Source organism: Paraburkholderia sp. GAS33 (genome assembly GCF_050436645.1).
Lineage (GTDB): Bacteria > Pseudomonadota > Gammaproteobacteria > Burkholderiales > Burkholderiaceae > Paraburkholderia > Paraburkholderia phenazinium_B.
The window spans coordinates 468,023-488,115 of the sequence record NZ_JBNDMP010000003.1; the positions used below are offsets into that span (position 1 = coordinate 468,023).

At 60.4% G+C, this 20,093-nt stretch carries 20 protein-coding genes; 11 read left to right on the top strand and 9 right to left on the bottom strand.

The genetic code is table 11. From position 1 onward, the window contains the following. The first annotated feature begins 31 nt into the window (after nt 1–31). On the top strand, nt 32–763 hold the full coding sequence (locus P3T24_RS12370) for an OmpW/AlkL family protein (RefSeq protein WP_429406132.1): 732 nt from the start codon (nt 32–34) through the stop codon (nt 761–763). 36 nt (nt 764–799) lie between these two features. Here P3T24_RS12370 and P3T24_RS12375 read toward each other — a convergent pair whose 3' ends face one another. From P3T24_RS12375 to P3T24_RS12390, 4 genes are all read right to left on the bottom strand, one after another. After that, the gene (locus P3T24_RS12375; protein WP_429287330.1) at nt 800–1,186 is read right to left on the bottom strand and encodes an ester cyclase; all 387 of its coding nucleotides are present in this window, start codon (nt 1,184–1,186) and stop codon (nt 800–802) included. A gap of 24 nt (nt 1,187–1,210) precedes the next feature. Then, nucleotides 1,211–1,939 carry a haloacid dehalogenase type II gene (locus tag P3T24_RS12380; RefSeq protein ID WP_074269270.1) on the bottom strand — a complete coding sequence of 243 codons (729 nt, stop codon included), beginning with the start codon at nt 1,937–1,939 and terminating at the stop codon, nt 1,211–1,213. A 58-nt stretch (nt 1,940–1,997) separates the two neighbouring features. Further along, nucleotides 1,998–2,651 carry a hypothetical protein gene (locus P3T24_RS12385; protein ID WP_254368950.1) on the bottom strand — a complete coding sequence of 218 codons (654 nt, stop codon included), beginning with the start codon at nt 2,649–2,651 and terminating at the stop codon, nt 1,998–2,000. A gap of 121 nt (nt 2,652–2,772) precedes the next feature. Then, entirely contained in the window at nt 2,773–2,946 is a 174-nt protein-coding gene (locus P3T24_RS12390) for a DUF2934 domain-containing protein (RefSeq protein WP_074267051.1), read from the bottom strand. Nucleotides 2,947–3,204: 258 nt separating this feature from the next. On the opposite strand from P3T24_RS12390, the gene P3T24_RS12395 reads away from it, so the two are divergent. Then, a complete protein-coding gene (locus P3T24_RS12395; RefSeq protein WP_429434897.1) occupies nt 3,205–3,822 on the top strand; it encodes a rhomboid family intramembrane serine protease in 618 nt (205 codons plus the stop codon). 66 nt (nt 3,823–3,888) lie between these two features. Here P3T24_RS12395 and P3T24_RS12400 read toward each other — a convergent pair whose 3' ends face one another. Further along, a complete protein-coding gene (locus P3T24_RS12400) occupies nt 3,889–4,197 on the bottom strand; it encodes a hypothetical protein (protein WP_074267053.1) in 309 nt (102 codons plus the stop codon). A gap of 136 nt (nt 4,198–4,333) precedes the next feature. Continuing rightward, nucleotides 4,334–5,038 carry a Crp/Fnr family transcriptional regulator gene (locus P3T24_RS12405; RefSeq protein ID WP_429434900.1) on the bottom strand — a complete coding sequence of 235 codons (705 nt, stop codon included), beginning with the start codon at nt 5,036–5,038 and terminating at the stop codon, nt 4,334–4,336. 116 nt (nt 5,039–5,154) lie between these two features. Between P3T24_RS12405 and P3T24_RS12410 the strand changes: the two genes are divergently transcribed. Both P3T24_RS12410 and P3T24_RS12415 read left to right on the top strand, forming a co-directional pair. Further along, entirely contained in the window at nt 5,155–5,919 is a 765-nt protein-coding gene (locus P3T24_RS12410; protein WP_074267055.1) for a class II aldolase/adducin family protein, read from the top strand. Nucleotides 5,920–5,933: 14 nt separating this feature from the next. Next, on the top strand, nt 5,934–6,956 hold the full coding sequence (locus P3T24_RS12415) for a 2-dehydropantoate 2-reductase (RefSeq protein ID WP_429434903.1): 1,023 nt from the start codon (nt 5,934–5,936) through the stop codon (nt 6,954–6,956). 3 nt (nt 6,957–6,959) lie between these two features. Here P3T24_RS12415 and P3T24_RS12420 read toward each other — a convergent pair whose 3' ends face one another. After that, nucleotides 6,960–8,396, bottom strand: coding sequence for an MFS transporter (locus P3T24_RS12420; protein WP_429434906.1), 1,437 nt, complete (start codon nt 8,394–8,396; stop codon nt 6,960–6,962). Between the two features lie 79 nt (nt 8,397–8,475). Then, nucleotides 8,476–9,537: a LacI family DNA-binding transcriptional regulator gene (locus P3T24_RS12425; RefSeq protein WP_429434908.1), complete on the bottom strand. Its 1,062-nt coding sequence runs from the start codon at nt 9,535–9,537 to the stop codon at nt 8,476–8,478. A gap of 174 nt (nt 9,538–9,711) precedes the next feature. Here P3T24_RS12425 and P3T24_RS12430 point away from each other — a divergent pair, with 174 nt between their 5' ends. The 7 genes from P3T24_RS12430 to P3T24_RS12460 all read left to right on the top strand — a co-directional run bounded on the left by P3T24_RS12430 (nt 9,712) and on the right by P3T24_RS12460 (nt 18,559). Next, nucleotides 9,712–11,241, top strand: coding sequence for a UxaA family hydrolase (locus tag P3T24_RS12430; RefSeq protein ID WP_429406475.1), 1,530 nt, complete (start codon nt 9,712–9,714; stop codon nt 11,239–11,241). 99 nt (nt 11,242–11,340) lie between these two features. Beyond that, a complete protein-coding gene (locus tag P3T24_RS12435) occupies nt 11,341–12,627 on the top strand; it encodes an MFS transporter (protein WP_074269272.1) in 1,287 nt (428 codons plus the stop codon). Further along, on the top strand, nt 12,599–13,381 hold the full coding sequence (hpaI, locus tag P3T24_RS12440) for a 4-hydroxy-2-oxoheptanedioate aldolase (protein WP_429435312.1): 783 nt from the start codon (nt 12,599–12,601) through the stop codon (nt 13,379–13,381). The genes P3T24_RS12435 and hpaI overlap by 29 nt, the downstream gene beginning before the upstream one ends. A 111-nt stretch (nt 13,382–13,492) precedes the next feature. After that, nucleotides 13,493–14,806 carry an MFS transporter gene (locus P3T24_RS12445; RefSeq protein ID WP_429434910.1) on the top strand — a complete coding sequence of 438 codons (1,314 nt, stop codon included), beginning with the start codon at nt 13,493–13,495 and terminating at the stop codon, nt 14,804–14,806. After that, entirely contained in the window at nt 14,803–15,861 is a 1,059-nt protein-coding gene (locus P3T24_RS12450; protein ID WP_429434912.1) for a cyclase family protein, read from the top strand. The genes P3T24_RS12445 and P3T24_RS12450 overlap by 4 nt, the downstream gene beginning before the upstream one ends. A 128-nt stretch (nt 15,862–15,989) precedes the next feature. Next, nucleotides 15,990–17,072, top strand: coding sequence for a tartrate dehydrogenase (locus P3T24_RS12455; RefSeq protein WP_429434914.1), 1,083 nt, complete (start codon nt 15,990–15,992; stop codon nt 17,070–17,072). A 14-nt stretch (nt 17,073–17,086) separates the two neighbouring features. Next, complete coding sequence (locus P3T24_RS12460) at nt 17,087–18,559, top strand: NAD-dependent succinate-semialdehyde dehydrogenase (protein WP_429434917.1); 1,473 nt, start codon at nt 17,087–17,089, stop codon at nt 18,557–18,559. An 82-nt stretch (nt 18,560–18,641) separates the two neighbouring features. Here the strand turns inward: P3T24_RS12460 and P3T24_RS12465 are convergent, their stop codons facing one another. Continuing rightward, the gene (locus tag P3T24_RS12465) at nt 18,642–19,925 is read right to left on the bottom strand and encodes a cystathionine gamma-synthase family protein (RefSeq protein WP_429434920.1); all 1,284 of its coding nucleotides are present in this window, start codon (nt 19,923–19,925) and stop codon (nt 18,642–18,644) included. Between the last annotated feature and the right edge of the window lie 168 nt (nt 19,926–20,093).

The window sequence follows — 20,093 nt, forward strand, 5'->3', positions numbered from 1 at the left end:
TCAAAAAACTGACCTAAACGGAGGAGACAAGATGAGGAAGATTCGCGTGATCGCGCTGGCGGCTGCATTGTTGGCGAGTACTGGTGCGCATGCGCAAAGCGCTGGCGATTTTGTCGCGAACCTTGGATGGTTCCATCTCTCGCCGCAGGACTCGAGTAAACCGCTTACGGTCAATGCCCTTGGCACGAGCGTGACGGAGAGTGGTACGGGCGCGTCGGTTGACGACTCCGACACGTTCGGCATTACGGGCACCTATTTCATTACCGATCACATCGCCACCACCGCAGTATTCGGCATACCGCCAAAATTCCATCTGAGCGGCACCGGTTCGCTTGCGGAGCTTGGGCAGCTCGGCTCGGCCTACGAATGGAGTCCGACGCTGCTCCTGAAGTACTACTTCAACGACGCGCAGAGCCACTTCCGGCCATACCTGGGCGCAGGTGGATCGTACGTCTGGTATAGCGGCGTGAAATTGAGCCAGGCCGTGTCGAGTGGCAGCTTTCTGTACTCGAGCACCTATGGAACTGCGCTGGAGGGAACTACGACGGCGAAGCTGAGCAGTTCTTTTGCGCCGGTCATCAACGCGGGGTTCGCCTATAACATCGACAAACACTGGTCGGTGGATGCGTCGTTGTCGTATATGTGGCTATCGACGCGAGCCACTTTAACGACTCACACGGCGGAGGCTGGGACTGTGACGAGCACCACGAAGCTCAAGCTCAATCCCATCATTTCGTTTGTTTCTATCGGGTATCGCTTTTAACGGCGCTCCACATTGCCGGTCGCAATGTGGAGCAGATTATATTTGCGCTTCGATCGCGCTTTTGTCGATCACCGACCATACCTGCGCGATCTTTCCGTCGCGGAACGCGTAGAACACGTTCTCCGTGAAAGTGATGCGCTTGCCGTCGATGTGCAATCCGAGGAAAGTGCCCTTGGGAGAGCAGCTAAAGCGCAGACGGCTTGCGATAACCGGAGGTTCGGTTACCAGCAGTTCGATATCGAAGCGCAAGTCCGGAATGTCGCGAACGTCCTGCTCCAACATTTCGCGGTAACCCGACAAGCCAAACGGTCGGCCGTTGTGGATGACGTCGTCGCCGACGAACTGGCCTAGCGACGACCAATCCCGTCTATTCAGGCAATCCAGGTAGTTCCGGTAGAGGGTACTCAGGTCTGGCTCGTCCACAGTGACCTCCTTGTCGCTTGACGGCTAGGTAGGGCATCCCAGCTTCGTAGCCAGATCGTTCATATCCGATGCTACAAAGTCCCACGCCTGTGTGGGATGCAGGTCGCTCTGTTGAGCGGGTCCGTGTTCGGTTGGTCGTATGACGAATGCTGTCTTTAGCCCACACTGTCTCGCTGCGGCCAGGTCACCGTTGTGGGCTGCAACCATGCAAACCTCGGCGGGTTTCAGACCAAGGATTTCGACGGTGTCGGTATAGACTTGCGGCGACGGCTTGTATGCCCGAACGACCTCCGCGCCGAGAATCGCGTCCCAAGGAAGGGCAGCCCGTTTGGCCATGTCCACCATCAGCCGGATGTTGCCATTCGAGAGCGGCGCAATCATGAAGCGGCGCTTGAGTCTTAGCAGTCCCTCAACGGAATCGGGCCATGGGTCGAGCCGATGCCAGGCGTGGTTCAGTTCGTCGAGTTCATCGTCAGGAATTGAACCCGGATCGATTCCATAGGCGACCATTGCCTTGGCCAGGTTTTCCTTATGCAATACATCGAGCCTGACGAATGGGCGCCGTCCGCTTCGTATCTCTTCCATTGCCGGTGTGTACTCACGCCGCCACGCGTCTGCAAATTCAAACGGGTCAATCGCCAGCGCGTGTCGGCTGAGGAATGGGCCTACGTCGCGAGCGACACCATTGCGCCAATCGACAACCGTTCCGAACACATCGAACACGAGTGCCTTGATTTCAGGGTGGTCCGCCATCTCGTCTACCTCGTAACCAGTGCGATACAGCAAGTTTAGCCAGCCGTTTTGTCTCCAGTTATCTTTCGCGCTTCCTTCGATATATCATCATCGCGCCCACGCCTAATACGACAATAACGAACAGAAGGCCAGGAACGATGAAGAACGGACTGGACGAATTCCCGGTTGCCGTAACGGTGTTCGCGGATGCCGCACTGACCTCAGCCGGGGCGGACGCAGCCGCTGGGACCGACTGCGGCAGCGCGACACCATAAGCGCTTCCCTGGCGCGAGACGGGGACACTCGACGCTTGCTGGCTTGCCGCAGAGGCGACTTGAGCGGCGACCTGAGAGGCGGGCAACGCACCTGAGGCAGGCCCAAGCGCTTCCGATGCGGTCATGACAGGCGCCGCGACGATATTCGCGGGACTCTTGTCGACGGTGCTGTTCGCTTCAGCGAAAACGCCATCAATGCAGTGCACGTCAGTGCAGGCGTCGCGCTTTTGTTTCCAGGCGGCAACATCGCTCGGCGTCAGCTTTCCCTCTTGCAGAAGCCTTTGCTGCTGCTCATAGACGTCATCGTACTCATGATTCAGAATCGCGTGGTCGCAAATGATCCGCTGGGCGGGCTGGCGCGTGCTCTCGCACTGGATGTCAGTGGCCCACGAGCTTGCGCTAAACAGCATGCAGGGAATCAGAACAGCGAGTTTGATGGTGCTTGCGGGTAACGGCAATTCAGCCCCTCCGAATGCGTGATGGGTTGATGATACTCTGGACTTCGCCGCTTATTGATTGGCACCTCAGCGTTCGCACCAAGGCTGACTTGCGCTAGTCGGACAATAAGACGTTCGCACCTCAGACGTCGTTTGGCGTCACGGACGGTGGCTCGTCCTGTGCTTTGTCCTCACCGGCCAGTTGCCTCTGCGCTTTCAGCCAGTACTCGTCAGACTTGCCTTCCGGACTGCCGTCTTTCTCCCAGAGGTAAAAGGCAAGCGTTCTGATCTGCTCTTCGGTAACGGGGAAGTCCATTTAAGCCTCCGGCTTGATACGGTTGGATTGATTTGCGCGCTGTTATTGCTGCACGGCGTCGGTGTCAGTCCGTAGCAAACGCTGTGCCGCAGTGCGGAAATCGCCCCCGCCTATGCCTGGTCGGCGTGTCCTGCTGTGACGCCCACCTGTCCGGAATTGACTTTGCCGGGCAAATTGGATTCCGCTACTATGCATGTCAAAAGGGGCAGGCTCGCGACGCGACTACCCCACGATGGCACATTGGTAAAGTGACTCGTCATGCCACAACCCTCGATACGGCTCGCACGCCCGACCTCCACCGCCGACTCGCTGTTTGCGCGGCTTAGGGCACGCATTTTCCTTCTCGGTGCCTTTGTCGGTTCGATGTGGGTGATCTTTTTTCTGTCGGCCGCGTTGCCATTCCTGCAATTGAATCGACACGGAGTGGTGCCGCGTACGCTCAGCGGGCTGCAGGGCATCCTGTTCGCTCCGTGGTTGCATGCAAACGTGATGCATATCGTGTCGAACACGGGTCCACTGATCATCCTGGGCTGGCTATGCATGTGGCCGCGCATCGCGAACTTCTGGCAGGCGACAATCGGCGCAATGCTTGGCGCGGGCCTGTGCGCCTGGCTACTTGGTGCGCCTTACACGGTGCACATCGGCGCTAGCGGTCTGGTGTTCGGCTACGCTGGCTATCTGGTTGCGCGGGCTTACTACACGCGGCAGATCCTCGCGATGCTGGTGGCGCTGTTCGTGGCAGGCAGCTACGGGCTGACTATGTTCTTGGGCGTGATGCCGGTTTACCCCGGCGTGTCGTGGCAAAGCCATCTTGGTGGCGCGCTCGGAGGAATTCTTGCTGCTCGCGCAGCGGCTCGCAGTTTGCGACGCTCGTGAGCCTGGAGGTCTCGCCCGAACAACCCTCGGCGACGTGCCGGATTCAATCGATCGGCGCAGAGCCGGTCACGATTTCCCTTTTAGGGTAAAGGGAGCTAGCAGCGACTGCACATCGACCTGTTGGCCCTGGAGCATGAGCAGTCTTGCGTGGAGCACCGTGTTTTCGAGGACCAGCTTGGCCGTGCTTAGCAGGTATAGCGCGTGAACGTCGGAGACCGACATGCCTGCTTCGACCAGATGGTGACGCTCGACTAGCGAACTCATCACGAGACGTCTGAGTTCCTGCTCACCAAACGGGAGGTCCGCGTAATCGATGGGATCGTCAGCTTCCACTTCCCGCAGCATGTCAACAAGCGTTTCTGTGCTCACTTCCATGTCGGCTCCACGTAGTCGTGTCGATTGAGATCAGCTTAACCAAACTATAAGCTACGCGAAAGAGATTTTTGCGGGCATATTCGGCTTGAAGTCTTTTCGAGCGGACGTAGGGCATACGCAGCGACATCGACATCCCTCACGTCTCGAGATCCCCAAGACTAGCCGCCCTCAACCGGTCAAAATCAAGAATGGTGATCTCCCCGGATTTCAGACTCACTATCCGTTGACTCTCCAGATTCTTGAGCAACTGATTCGTGGTCTGTCGCGACAGCGACACCATTGAAGCGAGACTGTCTTGCGAGAGCCTTATCCTGTTCTGCGCCGCATTTAGACCGCCATACCCGCCCGCAATCGACAGCAAGCGGTTCGCCACGCGTTGCGCTGCCGGTAACAAGGTCATCGCTTCAGCGTTGTCGAACGAAAGCCGGAGCCTTTGAGCCATCAACAACGCAAAATCGCGCCAATAGCGAGGCGTAGTGTGAAGCAGGTCTTTCAGCGCAGCCTCGGGCACGTGCAGCAGAAGCGTCCTGCTAACCGCAGTGGCATTGTTCGGACGTGGCAACCCATCGAACAGCGAGATTTCTCCCACCCACGCAGTCGGTCCTAATACCGCAAGCAACGCCTCCTTCCCATCCACTCCGACTGTGCCGATAGCAAGCGCGCCGCCGAGCACAGCATACAGACCGTAAGACTGTTCGCCACGCCGATACAGGACTTCACCCCTTTCCAGCGTCACCAGGCTGGCGTGGCTGACCAGATAGTCCCGCAATTCGACGGACAGGCCGCGGAACCACGGCGTCGTTTCGAGTTGCGTCCGGTAGCGGTTCTGGCTGGATTCCATTGGCGCGTCGACCTGTCGTGTACCCGACAGATTTTAGGCCGGTTCGCGAACATCATGGGGACTCGCCGTTGTCCCGGGTTATCCCATGCTTGAATCATCGAATAAGGAGTGTCGACGTGGCCTCATCTAATCTCAGTCTGAAGAACGAAGTTTCATCTGCCGAATGGGAAGCGCGAGTCAATCTCGCGGCGGCGTATCGCCTCGTTGCGCTGTTCGGGTGGGACGACCTGGTGTTTACGCACATCTCGGCGCGCGTGCCCGGTCCCGAACACCATTTCCTGATCAACCCGTATGGCCTGATGTTCGACGAAATCACCGCGTCGTCGCTGGTCAAGGTGGACCTCAACGGCCGCAAGGTTGTCGAATCGCCTTATGACGTCAACCCGGCTGGCTTTACGATCCATAGCGCTGTGCACGCGGCCCGCGAAGACGCGCTGTGCGTGATGCACACGCACTCGGTCAACGGCGTTGCAGTGTCGGCGCAGGAAGCGGGCTTGTTGCCGCTCTCCCAGCAATCGCTTGGGGTGCTGGCATCGCTCGGCTACCATGACTACGAGGGCATCGCACTTAACGAAGCCGAGAAACCGCGTCTCGTTCGGGATCTCGGAAGCAACACGTATCTGATGCTGCGCAACCACGGCCTGCTGACGGTTGGCGCTTCGCCGGCAGACGCCTTCGTCGCCATGTATTTCTTTGAGGCATCCTGCATGATTCAGGTACGTGCCCAGTCGGGTGGCGCAAAGCTGACTCCGATCCCCCAGTCGATTCTCGCTGGCATCAAGGAACAGATCCGGGCGGTAACGAGCGGCACGCCAGGAGCGCTGGCATGGCCAGGCCTGCTGCGCCGGCTTGACCGTCGCAGTCCCGGATACGCTGACTAACCGTGAGAACCAGCATGGCAAAGATCTTTATCTATGGCGCTGGCTCGATTGGCTGCTATGTCGGCGGACGACTTCTTGCCGCGGGCAGCGACGTCACCTTCATCGGACGTGCGCGCGTGGCCGACCAGTTGCGCGATCGAGGCATCACACTGTCGCGGCACGACGATAGCCGCTGGCATGCGCCACCGGAGCGGATCGACGTATCAACGGACGCGGCGAGCGCCGCCGCCGCCGATCTCGTGCTTGTCACCGTCAAATCTGCCGCGACGCCTACGGCCGCTGCAGAGCTGGCCGGTGTGCTCCGCCCCGGCACGATCGTTGTGAGCTTCCAGAACGGCGTTGGCAATGCGGACGTGTTGCGTGCCGCGCTGCCACAGCACACGGTGCTGGAAGGGATGGTGCCATTCAATGTCGTCGAACGCGGCCCGGGTGCGTTTCATCAAGGCTCGGGCGGCGAACTGGAGATCCGGCATACGCCGGCCATGCAGCCGTTCGTCGAAGCATTCAGGAATGCAGGGCTGCCGCTGATTCAGCACGACGATATGCTGCCCGTGCAATGGGCCAAGCTGTTGCTCAACCTCAACAACGCAATCAATGCGCTCGCGAACCGGCCTCTCAAGGAAGAGCTTTCGCAACGCGCGTACCGGGTTTGCCTCGCTATGGCGCAGGAAGAAGCGCTCGCGCTTCTGAAGCGGGCCGGCATACGGCCAGTCAAAGTGACGCCGCTTCCCGCCACCTGGATACCGCATGCTCTTCGCTTGCCTGATGCATTATTCGAACGCGTCGGTCGCGCGATGCTGACGATCGATCCACTCGCGCGTTCGTCCATGTCCGACGATTTGGAGGCAGGGCGCGCTACGGAAATCGACTGGATCAACGGCGAGGTGGTGCGCCTCGCGCAACGTCTGGGGCAAACGGCGCCGGTGAACGAACGACTCTGCCAGCTCGTGCACGAAGCCGAGCGAGCCGACGCACGCCCTGCATGGTCAGGAAAAGCGCTGTTAGGCGAGTTGCGAACTGCGGCGAAAGCCGCTTAGCCGTCAAGATTTGCCGACGCTCCGTCGATGCCCGCTGACGTGTTCGCCCGCATGGGGGGCTAACGTAAACACATCGAATATCGCAATCACGCTTAACGCTGCCACCATCAGAAAGGCGATGCTGAAATCTGCCGGCACTAATGTTTGAGCGTCGTGGCCGTGCCACCACGAGGCGATTCGCAGCGCGATTGCGCCGGCTGCGACGCCCATCCCCATTGTCATCTGACTCATCGTGCTCGATAAGGTCGAGGCGCCGCTCATCTGCGGTTTTGGAACGTCAGCGAAACCGAGCGTATTGATGGCGGTAAATTGCAACGAACGTGCGACGCCGCTGACGAACAGTGCGCCGAGAATCCATCCATACCCCGTGGTCGGCCTTAGCAGGCTCATGCTCGCGAGCGTGACTGCGGCAAACGCGCCGTTGTAGACGAGCACGGTCCGGAAGCCGAAACGCTGCAGGATTTGCGTCGTAACGAGTTTCGTCGACAGATTGCCCGCAAACACAGCGAGCGTTAGCAAGCCCGACTGAAACGGGTTCATGCCAAAGCCAACCTGAAACATCAAGGGCAACAGAAACGGCACCGCGCCGATCGAGATCCGGAATAGCGAACCGCCAGAGATCGCCACTACGAACGTCTTGATCCGGAACGCGGACAAATCGATCATCGGATACGCGGTGCGGCGAAGATGGAACCAGGCTACCGCGCAGGCCACGAAGCCGACCACGAGAAACACCAGCGACGAGTGCCAGGACGTGTCGGCGCGGCCGATTGCCTCCATCGCATACATGACCGAGGTGCCCGCAACGCCGGTCAGCACAAAGCCCAGTAAGTCGAAAGGGCGGGAAGCCGTGTCGCGCTCCGCGCTGAGGAAACGCCAGGCCAGCACCATCCCTATCAAGCCCAGCGGCAGGTTCAGATAGAAAATCCAGCGCCACGTGAAGTATGTCGTGATGAATCCACCGAGCGGTGGCCCGAGGACCGGCGCGACCAGCCCCGGCCATGTGATCACCGAGATCGCGCGCACCAACTGTTCCTTGGGCGTGACGCGCAGCACAGCGAGACGTCCGACTGGCACCATCATTGCGCCGCCTATGCCCTGCAAGATGCGTGCGCCAGTGAATTCGACGAGATTGCCGGTCAGGCCGCAGAGTATCGATGCGCCGGTGAAGATCGCGAGGGCCGCGGTGAAAACGTTGCGAACGCCGACGCGATCGGCAATCCATCCGCTGATCGGAATAAATACGGCAAGCGTCAGCAGATAAGACGTGATACCGATACTTAGTTCTACTGGCCTGATATGAAACGATTGCGCCATCTGCGGCAGTGCCGTGGCGATAATCGAACCGTCGAGGTTTTCCATGAAGAACGCGGCAGCGACCAGCGACGTGACCAAAGTGGAACTACCGTGGCGCACGGAACCGGATGGCGAAGTCGACATCGGCCAACACTCCTGAATGGCGAACTGAAGCAATGAAGAAGGTATGAAACAGGACGGTGCTGCTATGGGGCCGACGGCGTCAGGTGCTATCCCGCTCGATCAGATTAAACCCGACGTCGACCATCTGCTCGGAGTCCGGACCGTTTTCAATCCGGTTGACGAGCATGGTCGCCGCAAGCGAACCGATTCGCGTGCCGTCGATTCTCATGGTCGAGAGCGGCGGTGTGGTGTCCCTGGCAAAATTCTGGTCACCGTAGCCAATCACACGCAGCCGTCCAGGCACTGCAATACCCTGGCTCTCGGCTTCCATCAATACGCCCAACGCAAGGCTATCCGCGCCGCAGAAAACGGCGTCGATATCGGCATCTTTTTCAAGCAAGTCCTTCAACGCCCGCCGCCCGTCCCCGAGGTTTGCCGGTGACTCGATCGTCACCACGGGGATGGTTGGGCTCGCCTTGGCGCCACCGAACGCTTCAAGGAACGCTTTGGTGCGAGCCTGCGCGCGCTGGTCGCTGGGTGTGAAGACAGCGGGGCGCCGCGCGCCACGCTTCTTCAGGAATTTTGCCGCGGCTTTGCCAACCTGCTCATGCGAGAAGCCGACCAGCATGTCGATCGGCTCGCTCGTCAGATCCCAGGTCTCGACAACCGGGATGCCGCTCGCATGCAATTTTTGCCGCGCACTCTGGGAGTGAACGACGCCGGTCAGCACGATGCCGGCCGGCCGGCGGCCAATCACTGCATCGAGCAGGGCGTCCTCGCGCGACTCGTCGTAACCGCTTTGCCCGATCAGCAACTGATAGCCCGACGCGGCAAGCTCGCTTGTGAGGGCCTCGACGGTCTCCTGAAACACGCTACCGCCCATCGCGGGGATCAGTGCGACGATGAGATCGCTGCGTGTCGATGCCAGCGATCCTGCGATGAGATCAGGGGTGTAGCCGGTTTGCCGGACCGCCTCGCGGATGCGTTCCAGCGTATCGACCGAGACCAGTTCCGGCGTATTCAGTGCGCGTGAGACGGTCACCTTGGTCACGCCGACGAGCGCTGCAAGATCGCTGAGCGTGACGCGCCCAGAGTTCTTGCGGGCGCGCCGCGAGGCGCTTCGTTCGACAGGGGCAAGCAGGGAAGTAGGCGTTTTGCTCACGTCGTTGATCACTCGGGCCCGAAAAAAGTTGCTGGTAATTGTCTCAAAAGCATACTACCATGCGCCCTATGTTACCGGTTACATAAACCGGTAACATTTGTCCGAAGATAAGCGGAACAGGTGCCGCAGGACTTGCAGAGACAGGAGACGTGTATGTCGCAGGCTGGTGAGATGATGGTGAACGAGCCGCTAATCCGGCTTAACGCCGCGGACAATGTACTGATCGCGCGCGAAGCGTTGTCCATCGGGCAACAGCTTTCCATTGGCGATGCGGCCATCCGCATGCGCGCCCAGGTTGCCGCGGGTCATAAAGTGGCGGCGCAACATATTCCGCGAGGCGCGGCCATCCGCAAATACGACACCGTCATTGGCCGGGCCGCTCGCGACATCGAGGCGGGTGATCACGTCCATACGCACAACGTCGAGTTGATCGATTTCGAACGCGATCCGGGTTTCTGCCTGGATGTGCGTCCCGTCGAGTACATTGCAGAAGCCGAACGGGCAACCTTCAACGGTATCGTGCGACCCGATGGGCGCGTCGCCACGCGCAACTTCATCGGCATTCTGGCCTCGGTCAACTGCTCTTCTACCGTCATCAAGAATATCGCCGCGTGGTTTACGCCTGAGCGGCTCGCACGTTACCCGAATGTCGACGGCGTGGTCGCCTTTGCGCAGACCAGCGGCTGCGGGATGTCTTCGCCTAGCGAACACTTCGATGTCTTGCGCCGCACGCTCGCCGGCTATGCGCGTCATCCGAATCTTGGCGGCGTGCTGATCGTCGGGCTAGGCTGTGAGCGCAATCAGGTCGGCGCCTTGCTCGAATCGCAGGGGCTTCAGGCCGGTGCCGCGGTCCACACGCTGGTCATGCAGGACGAGGGCGGCACCCGTGCGACGATCGCGGCAGGGATCGCTGCCATAGAGCAGATGCTGCCGGCCGCGAACGATATTCGCCGCAGTCCGGTGCCCGCAAGTCACATCAAGATCGGTCTGGAATGCGGCGGCTCCGACGGCTTTTCCGGCATCACGGCGAACCCGGCCCTGGGCGCGGCGATGGATATTCTGGTGCGCCACGGCGGCACCGCGATCCTTTCCGAAACCCCCGAAATTCATGGTGTCGAATACATGCTGACGCGCCGCGCGGTGACGCCGGAGGTCGGCCAGAAACTGCTCGACCGGCTTACGTGGTGGGAGCAGTACACGCGCGGCCACAACGGCCAGTTCAATGGCGTCGTAGGACCGGGTAATCAGCAAGGCGGACTCGCCAACATCTTCGAGAAATCGCTTGGTTCTGCGATGAAAGGCGGGACGACGCCGCTGCAGGCCGTCTACGAATATGCCGAGCCGATTGATCGCGCCGGCTTCGTCTTCATGGACTCGCCCGGCTACGACCCCGTCGCGGTGACCGGGCAGATCGCCAGCGGTGCAAACCTGATCTGCTTCACGACCGGCCGCGGCTCCATGTTCGGTTCGAAGCCCGCGCCCACGATCAAGCTCGCAAGCAACACGCCGATGTTCGAGCGGCTGCGCGACGACATGGATATCAACTGCGGACTGATCCTCGATGGCGAACGCTCAGTCGAAGAAATGGGCGAGGACATCTTCCAGCACATCCTGCGGGCCGCATCGGGCGAACGTACCCGCAGCGAACTGCTCGGCCTGGGCGATCACGAGTTTGTGCCTTGGCACATGGGCATCGTGAGCTGAAGCGCCGGCTCGCATCAACAACAAAATCGGAGACAGAGATTGAGCCAAGCGTTGCAACAGGAGCCCCGCAGCAAAGTGCGCTGGGTGGTGGCTGGCCTGATGTGGTCAGCCATTGCGATCAACTATATTGACCGGACGGTGCTATCCGCCGCGGCACCCCATCTTCAGTCCGAGTTCCATCTTGGCGCCATGGAGATGGGCATCGTGATGTCGGCGTTCTTCTGGTCCTACGCGCTGCTGCAACTGCCCGCAGGCATGCTTGCCGACCGCTTCGGGCAGAAGATCGTACTGGGCATGGCCGTATTCTGGTGGTCGCTCGCGACGGCCGTGACCGGACTCGCCAGCGGTTTCAAATCGCTCGTGGCGCTGAGGGTGATGCTGGGTGTGGGCGAAGCGGGCTCCTATCCGAGCAATGCGGGCATCGCGACGCGGTGGTTTCCGCGCCAGGAGCGCGCCACCGTCGCGGGCATCTTCGATAGCGGATCGAAGCTTGGCGGCGCCATCGCGCTTCCGTTGATTGCCTGGCTGCTGGCGGTCTTCGACTGGAAAGTCACGTTTGCGATTACCGGCGCGCTTGGGCTGGTCTGGTGCGTGGTCTGGGTGTTGGTGTTCAAGAACTCGCCGGCCGATCATCGGCGTGTCAGCGCATCCGAACTCGCCTACATTCGCGCCGATGAAGAAGCGCCGCGCCAGAACGGTGCCGCGCTTGCCGATGTTCCCTGGTACCGACTGTTCGCACACCGGAACATCTGGGCCATGTGTATCGGCTTCTTCATGATCAACTACAACTCTTACTTCTTCATCACGTGGTTGCCGACGTATCTCGTCAAGGAACGTGGCATGAGCATGATGGAAATGGGCTTCATGGCTTCGTTGCCGCTCATTCTTTCGATGGTCGTCGAGATCTTCGCAGGCTGGGCCTCGGATCGCGTGTATGCCTCGGGACGGCTCTCGCTCACGGCAACCCGCAAACTGTTTCTCATCATCGGCCTGTTGATGGCGTCGAGCATCGGCTTCGCGGCATTCGCCGCGTCACCTTTGGTGGCGGTCGCGTTGCTCTGCGTAGCGAAATCGGGCACGACCGTCGCTGCATCCCAGGTCTGGGCACTGCCCGGAGATGTCGCGCCACGCAACATGGTGTCACGCGTTGCGGGTATCCAGAACACCGTTTCGAACATGGGCGGCGTAGTCGGCCCGGTTGTCACGGGCGCGATCGTGGGTTCAACCGGCTCCTTCGTTGCGGCATTGCTGTTCTCGTCGGCGCTGATCGTGATTGCAATGCTCAACTATCTGTTCCTGCTCGGCAAGGTGGAACCCATCCAGTTCAATCAAGTCCCCATGGAGGCTAGAAATCGTGATGAACGCAACGTCGACGTCCGTGCTTAATCCGTTCAAGACGGCGCTCGCAAACGGCCAGAAGCAGATCGGCTTCTGGCTTTCGATGGCCGATTCCTATCTGGCCGAAGTCAGCGCGACCGCTGGCTTTGAATGGCTGTTGATCGACGCAGAGCACGCTCCGAACGACGTGCGCAGCATTCTTGGGCAATTGCAGGCCGTTGCGCCTTATCGCGCCGAACCCGTCGTGCGTCCTGTGAACGCCGATCCGGCGTTGCTCAAGCGCTTGCTCGATATCGGCGCGCGCAACCTGCTGATTCCGATGATCGATACCGCCGATCAGGCTCGCGCGAGCGTCGCCGCTGTGCGCTATCCGCCGCACGGAATTCGTGGCGTGGGCAGTGCGGTGGGACGTGCGTCGCGCTGGAGCTCGCGTGCCGACTATCTGGACATTGCGGACAGCGAAGTCTGTCTGCTCGTGCAAGCGGAGACCGTCACGGCGCTCGAGAATCTACAGGCGATCTGCGAGGTCGACGGTGTCGATGGTGTATTCATCGGCCCGGCGGATCTGGCAGCGTCGATGGGATATCGCGGCAAGCCCACTCATCCGGAGGTACAGAAGGCGATCGAGGGGGCGATTCGCACCATCGTCGCTTCGGGTAAGGCAGCCGGCACGTTGACATCGGACCAGACACTCGCGCGCCGCTATCTCGAGCTTGGCTGCACATTCGTCGCGACCGGTGTGGACATTCTCATGTTCGCGAACGCGGCTCGCAAGCTTGCCCGGGAATTCATCGAGCAATGAACCATGGCGCACGGACCCGGCAAGCCTAAGCATGGGCCGTGCAAACCAGAGCGATAAAAGCGGGGCGTAAGCCCCGTATCACGTCGGACTTTGACCATCAGGAGACAATCCATGCCCCACAACGCAATGGAGCCCGCTACCTTCGCGGAAGGGGCGACACATTCGAATGCAGCTTTGCTCAGGAAGCATTGGCACATTATTTTCGCCGCGACAGCAGGCTGGGCGCTCGACGCGTTCGACTTCACTATCCTCCTGTTTCTGATTCCGCATCTGCGCACGGTGTTCGACGTGGGTCTGCCTGCGATGGCGTTCATCGTCACCGCCACGGGTTTCGCCAAGATCGCGGGCACGATTGGGTGGGGACTCGCTGCCGACCGCTTCGGCCGAAAGTTCGCGTTTATGGCCGCCGTACTATGGTTTTCGTGCGCCGCCGGCTTGAGTGGGCTCGCATGGAGCTATGCGTCGTTCATGGCGTTACGCATCCTGTTTGGCCTCGGGTTCGGTGGTGAATGGACGGCCTCCGTATCGCTGTTGATGGAGACCGTACCCGAAAAAATCCGTCCGCTTGCCTCCGGCATCATGGTCGCGGGCTACGAGTTCGGCTACATGCTGGCGGCACTCTCGTTCCATTTTGTGTTTCCGGTGCTCGGCTGGCGCTGGATGTTTTTTATCGGCGTAGTGCCTGCACTGCTTACGCTTTTCCTGCGTCGTAACGTCAAGGAATCGGACGACTGGGTGCGTCAGCAGCAACACAAAAAGGAAGGTCGAAAGTTCAAGCCGTTCGTATTCAATCCTGCTGTCGCGCAGGCCTGGGCGTTTTCGGCAGGCATCAACTTCATGCTTTGGGCCGTACAGGTGCTTTATCCGACGTTCCTGCTCACGACTCAACATCTGGACTCAGGTTCGATATTTCCTTTTATCGTGGCTTATTCGGTCGGCTCGGTGATTGGCAAGCCGCTCTCAGGTTATGCGGCGAGCCGTTTCGGCGAGCGCTTGACCATCATCGTCTTCATGACGATCGTGATTCCGTCCACGGTCCTCTACACGCTTGTTTCCGATCACTTTCAGCTGGGTGCCGGCGCATTTCTGATGGGCATGTTTGCGAACGGACTATTCGGCATCCTGCCGCTCTATCAGGCGCGGCGTTTCCCGGTCGCAGCTCGGGCAACCGGCATCGGCATTAGCTACGCGATGACTTCGGTGAGCGTGGCTGCGCCCTACGTGATCGCGCTTGTGACGCCGTCGCTCGGACTCAGATTTTCGATGGCGTCGTTTATCGCCGCAGGGGCGTTGTTGATCATCGCCATCAGCGTCTTCAATACGTCGCGCTGGATGCCCGACGAGGAAGTTGGTCCAGAGACCCGGTCAGGTCGGGATGGTGCCGACGAAGACGCGAGGTTTGCCATAGGAGATGTAGTGAGATGATGCGGTCAAGCAGTGCCCGGCGGTGGAATCAACGGCCGGAGGATTCAAACTGGGGCGACTTCGGTCCCGACGATCAACTTGGACGGCTCAATCTGCTGACGCCAGAGAAGGTCCTCCAGGGCATACGAGAAGTCAGTGAAGGTCGCGTTTTCTGTCTGAGTTTGCCGCTCGACTGTCCGGGCGGGACGGCGCTCAATCCGCGCCGCCAACCACCCCGCATCGAGCCGACGCGGCGTGGCGGCCGCCCGAACATGACGTACCCGCTGTCACGCGATAACCCCCATCTACTGGATGTCATCTGCGACGACACGGTCCATCTGGCGCTCCAGTACTCGACGCAGTGGGACAGCCTCGCGCATATGGGGCAGTGGTTTGATCTCATGGGCGATGGTGTGCCGGAAATGGTCTTCTATAACGGCTTTCGCGCGGGAGAGGATATCGTCGGGCCGATCGATTACAGGAACGGTAACGAGCGTGTCGTAGAGCATCCTGTGGGTGCGAAGCGCCTCGGGATCGAAAACATGGCTGCGACGGGCGTGCAAGGACGCGGCGTCATGATCGACCTCAAGCGTCATTTCGGCACGAAGAAGGTCGCTGTTGGCTACGCCGAGTTAAGCGAGGCGATGGACGCTCAAGGCGTGGACGTCGAGCCAGGCGACATGGTCTGTCTGCGTACCGGTACGGATGAAGCGTTGATCGAAATGGCCGGCAATCCCGACATGAGCCGTCTGAACCAAAGTTTCGCTGCGCTCGACGGCCGGGACGAGAAATTGCGCGACTGGATTGTCGAATCCGAAGTGGTAGCGCTGATCTCGGACAACGCCGCTGTGGAGATGTTGCCGCCCAAAGCCACTGAAAGTGATCGGTATGCCTCGCATCCGTTGCATGATCTCTGTCTGTTCCGGCTGGGCGTGTATCTCGGCGAACTGTGGCATCTGAGCGAACTTGCCGACTGGTTGCACGCAAACGGACGCAGCCGGTTTCTGCTTACCGCACCGCCGCTGCGTTTGCCGGGCGCAGTGGGCTCCCCAGTGACGCCTGTGGCCACCGTGTAGGGCAGCTGGCTGCGTGATTCTCGCGTTAGAGCGAAAATGAATCCCGATGCCCCATCTTTTGAAAGAGAAACCTGCGCAATTCGCCGGGTCGCTCAATGGACTATTCGTTATCTGCAGAGGAGAGTCACATGAACAAGCCGTACCGCATCGCCGTCATCCCCGGAGATGGCATTGGCAAGGAAGTGATGCCGGAGGGGTTGCGCGCGCTGGAAGCCGCCAGCAAGAAATTCGGTATCGCGCTGGAATTCAAGCACATCGAATGGGCAAGCTGCGACTACTACGCGAGGCATGGTCAGATGATGCCGGACGACTGGAAAGCGCAACTGCAGCCCATGGATGCGATTCTGTTCGGTGCGGTCGGCTGGCCGGAGACGGTGCCTGACCATATCTCGCTGTGGGGATCGCTGCTGAAGTTTCGGCGCGAGTTCGATCAATACATCAACCTGCGTCCCGCGCGTCTCTTTGCCGGCGTGCCTTCACCGCTCGCGGGGCGCAAAGCGGGCGACATCGATTTCTGGATCGTGCGCGAGAATACCGAGGGCGAGTATTCGTCGGTGGGCGGCGTGATGTTCGAAGGCACGGACCGTGAGTTCGTGCTGCAGGAGTCCGTGTTCACGCGTCACGGCAGCGAGCGCGTCCTGAAGTTCGCATTCGACCTCGCGCAACGGCGCGAACGCAAGAAGATCACCGTCGCGACGAAGAGCAACGGCATCGCGATCAGCATGCCATGGTGGGACAAATGCGCCGCCGGCATCGCGGCGCAGTATCCGGATGTGACGTGGGACAAGCAGCACATTGACATTCTCTGCGCGCGCTTCGTGCTGAATCCGGACCGCTTCGACGTGGTCGTGGCGACCAATCTGTTCGGCGACATTCTGTCCGATCTCGGTCCCGCGTGTACGGGGACGATCGGCCTCGCGCCCTCGGCGAACATGAATCCCGAACGCAAGTTTCCTTCGTTGTTCGAACCGGTTCATGGCTCGGCGCCCGATATCTTCGGCAAGAACATCGCCAATCCGATCGCGATGGTCTGGTCGGCGGCGATGATGCTCGATTTCCTCGGCAACCACCAGGGGGCCGAGCGCGAGGCTCACGATGCGATGCTCGCCGCGATCGAGGCGGTGCTCAAGGAAGGTCCGCTTACTGGCGATCTCGGTGGCCGGGCCAACACCACGGAAGTGGGCAAGGCGATTGCCGAACGGCTCGCCTGAACAAGGAGATTTCGATGGCAACGAAATTTGAACTGAGCGACCTGATCCGCACCGAGCATTTTATCGACGGCAAATGGGTCGCTTCTATTAGCGGCAAGCGCTTCGACGTGACGAACCCGGCGACGGGCGAGGTGATCGCCACTATCGCGGATGGCGGTGAGGCCGACGCACGCGCCGCAACCGATGCCGCCGCGCGTGCGTTCCCCGCATGGCGCGATGCCCTGCCGAAGGATCGCGCGGCCGTGCTGCATCGTTGGCACGCGTTGATGCTCGAGAACGCCGACGTGCTTGGCCGCCTGATCTCGCTCGAGCAGGGCAAGCCGTTCGCGGAAGGGCGTGGCGAAGTGCTGTACGGCGCATCGTATGTCGCATGGTTCGCGGATGAAGCGACGCGCATCTACGGGGACCTGATCCCGCAGCAGCAGCGCGGCAAGCGGATGAGCGCGGTGAAGGAGCCGGTTGGCGTGGTCGCGGCCATCACGCCGTGGAATTTCCCGCTCGCGATGATCGCGCGCAAGATTGCCCCTGCACTTGCTGTGGGATGCACGGTGGTTGGCAAGCCCGCTGAGGACACGCCGCTCACCGCCCTCGCGCTCGTGATGCTGGCACACGAAGCGGGCGTGCCGCCCGGCGTGCTTAACCTGATCGCTTCATCGCGCGAGAGTGCGGTACCTGCGGTGGCGGATTGGCTGCACGATGGCCGCGTGCGTAAGATTACCTTCACGGGCTCGACGCCAGTTGGCAAGTATCTGGCGCGCGAATCGGCGGAGACGCTCAAGAAGCTCTCGCTCGAGCTGGGGGGCAACGCACCGTTCATCGTGTTCGACGATGCAGACCTCGACGCCGCGGTCGATGGCTTGCTCGTGTCGAAGTTTCGCAATGGTGGCCAGACGTGTGTATGCCCGAACCGGGTGTACGTGCAGACGTCGGTGTACGAGAAGTTCGGCGATATGCTCGCCAAACGCGTCGCCGCGCTGAAGGTCGCGCCGGCCACCGACTCCGCCGCGCAGATCGGTCCGATGATCAACGCACGTGCTGTCGACAAGATCGCACGTCACGTCGACGATGCCGTTTCGAAAGGCGCACGCGCCCTCACCGGTGGGAAGCGCCTCACGGCGTTGGGTCCGAACTACTACGCACCTACCGTTCTCGCCGATGCCACCAGCGAGATGCAGCTAAGCTGCGAGGAAACCTTTGGCCCCGTCGTACCGCTGTTCCGTTTCGAGGATGAAGCGGAAGCGATCCACGCGGCCAACGACACGCCGTTTGGGCTCGCATCGTACTTCTACAGTCAGGATGTGCGCCGCATTGACCGCGTCTCACGACAGCTGGAAGCGGGGATCGTCGGCATCAACGAGGGCGCGATTTCGAGCGAGGCCGCGCCGTTTGGTGGCGTGAAAGAATCGGGCTATGGCCGCGAAGGGTCGAAGTATGGTCTCGATGACTATCTGTCGATCAAGTATCTCTGCCAGGGTGGGCTTGATTAACTAATGGCATTCTTCGGTTCTGGCCCGTAGCAGGTGCCAGAGCCGAAGCCCAACGACGCTCCGCAGCCGTGCGCTGCGCGACTCAGCAGTGTTCCAGCGCGTAAGACAGATCGGCGATCAGATCGTCAGGATGCTCCAATCCAACGGACACGCGAATCAATCCCTCCGACACGCCTGCCTTGGCGCGTGCCTCTGCTGGCACGCCGGAATGTGTTGTGGAAGCGGGATGACAAATCAGCGACTCCGTGCCGCCCAGGCTCACCGCCGACTTGAACAGACTCAAACCGTTGATGAGTTTGAACGCCTGCTCGCGACCGCCGTTGAGCACGAAGGCAAACGTCGACCCAGGTCCGCTGCACTGACGCTGATAAACCGCCTGGTAGGTCGGATCTTCAATCAGTTCGGGATGCAAAACTTTCACCGGATGATACGGATTGCTCGCGAGCCATCGCGCGACGGCGCTGCCGCTGCGCGCGGCCTGCTCCATGCGCAGCACGAGGGTTTCCATGGAACGTGTGATCATCCATGACGAGTGCGGATCGAGTTGCGAGCCGAGCGCGCTGCGAATCGAGCGCACCTTCGTGATCAGACTACGGCTACCGGTAACACCGCCCGCGACCAGATCGCTATGACCGCCGATGTACTTCGTCAGCGAATATACGTTGAGGTCGATACCTTGCTTCACCGGCTTCTGATACAACGGCCCTAGAAGCGTGTTGTCGCAAACCGAAAGCGGACGATAGCCGTGGCGCGTTTCGAACGCGTCGATCTCGCGACGCAATCCTTCCAGGTCGAACAATGCGTTGGTCGGGTTGGCCGGCGTCTCGATGTAGCACATTCGCACGTTGCCCTTTTTCGCCGCGGCTTCGAGCGCGTCGCGGATCGCCTCGACCGAAAGCCCATCCTCGATTACTTGCGAAGTGATGCCCCATTCAGGCAGAAACTTTGAAATGAGCGTTTCAGTCCCGCCATAAAGCGGCACGGACTGAACCACACAATCGCCCGGTCGCAGCAATGCCAGCAGAATTGCCGCAATCGCAGACATGCCGCTCGACGTCACGACAGCGGACTCCGAGCCATCGAGCAACGCTAGTCGATCTTCGACAATCTCGAGATTCGGGTGATTGAAACGGCTATAGACGAGGCCCGCGCTTTCGCCTTCGGGCGAAGGCTTGCGGCCTGAGACCATATCGAAGAAGTCGGCGCCGTCCTCGGCAGTGCGGAACGCAAACGTCGACGTCAGGAACACGGGCGGCTTAACCGATCCTTCCGAAAGGAACGGATCGTAGCCATACGACATCATCTGGGTTTCTGGGTGCAGATCGCGATCGGCGATCTTGCGCTTGTGATAGTTGCCATAGGCCATGCTTTGCTCCATGTGATGTCGTAGGGAAGGTAGAACGGTGGTTGCTGTCCCAGCGCGCATTTCGCCGAAAGAGGATCGCTCTTTTTGGCTTGCGCGTGATCATGCTACTCCATGGCGGCGATTTGTAGCGAGGAGCGTGCCTGTAAACGACGGCCGGCCACCCGAAGG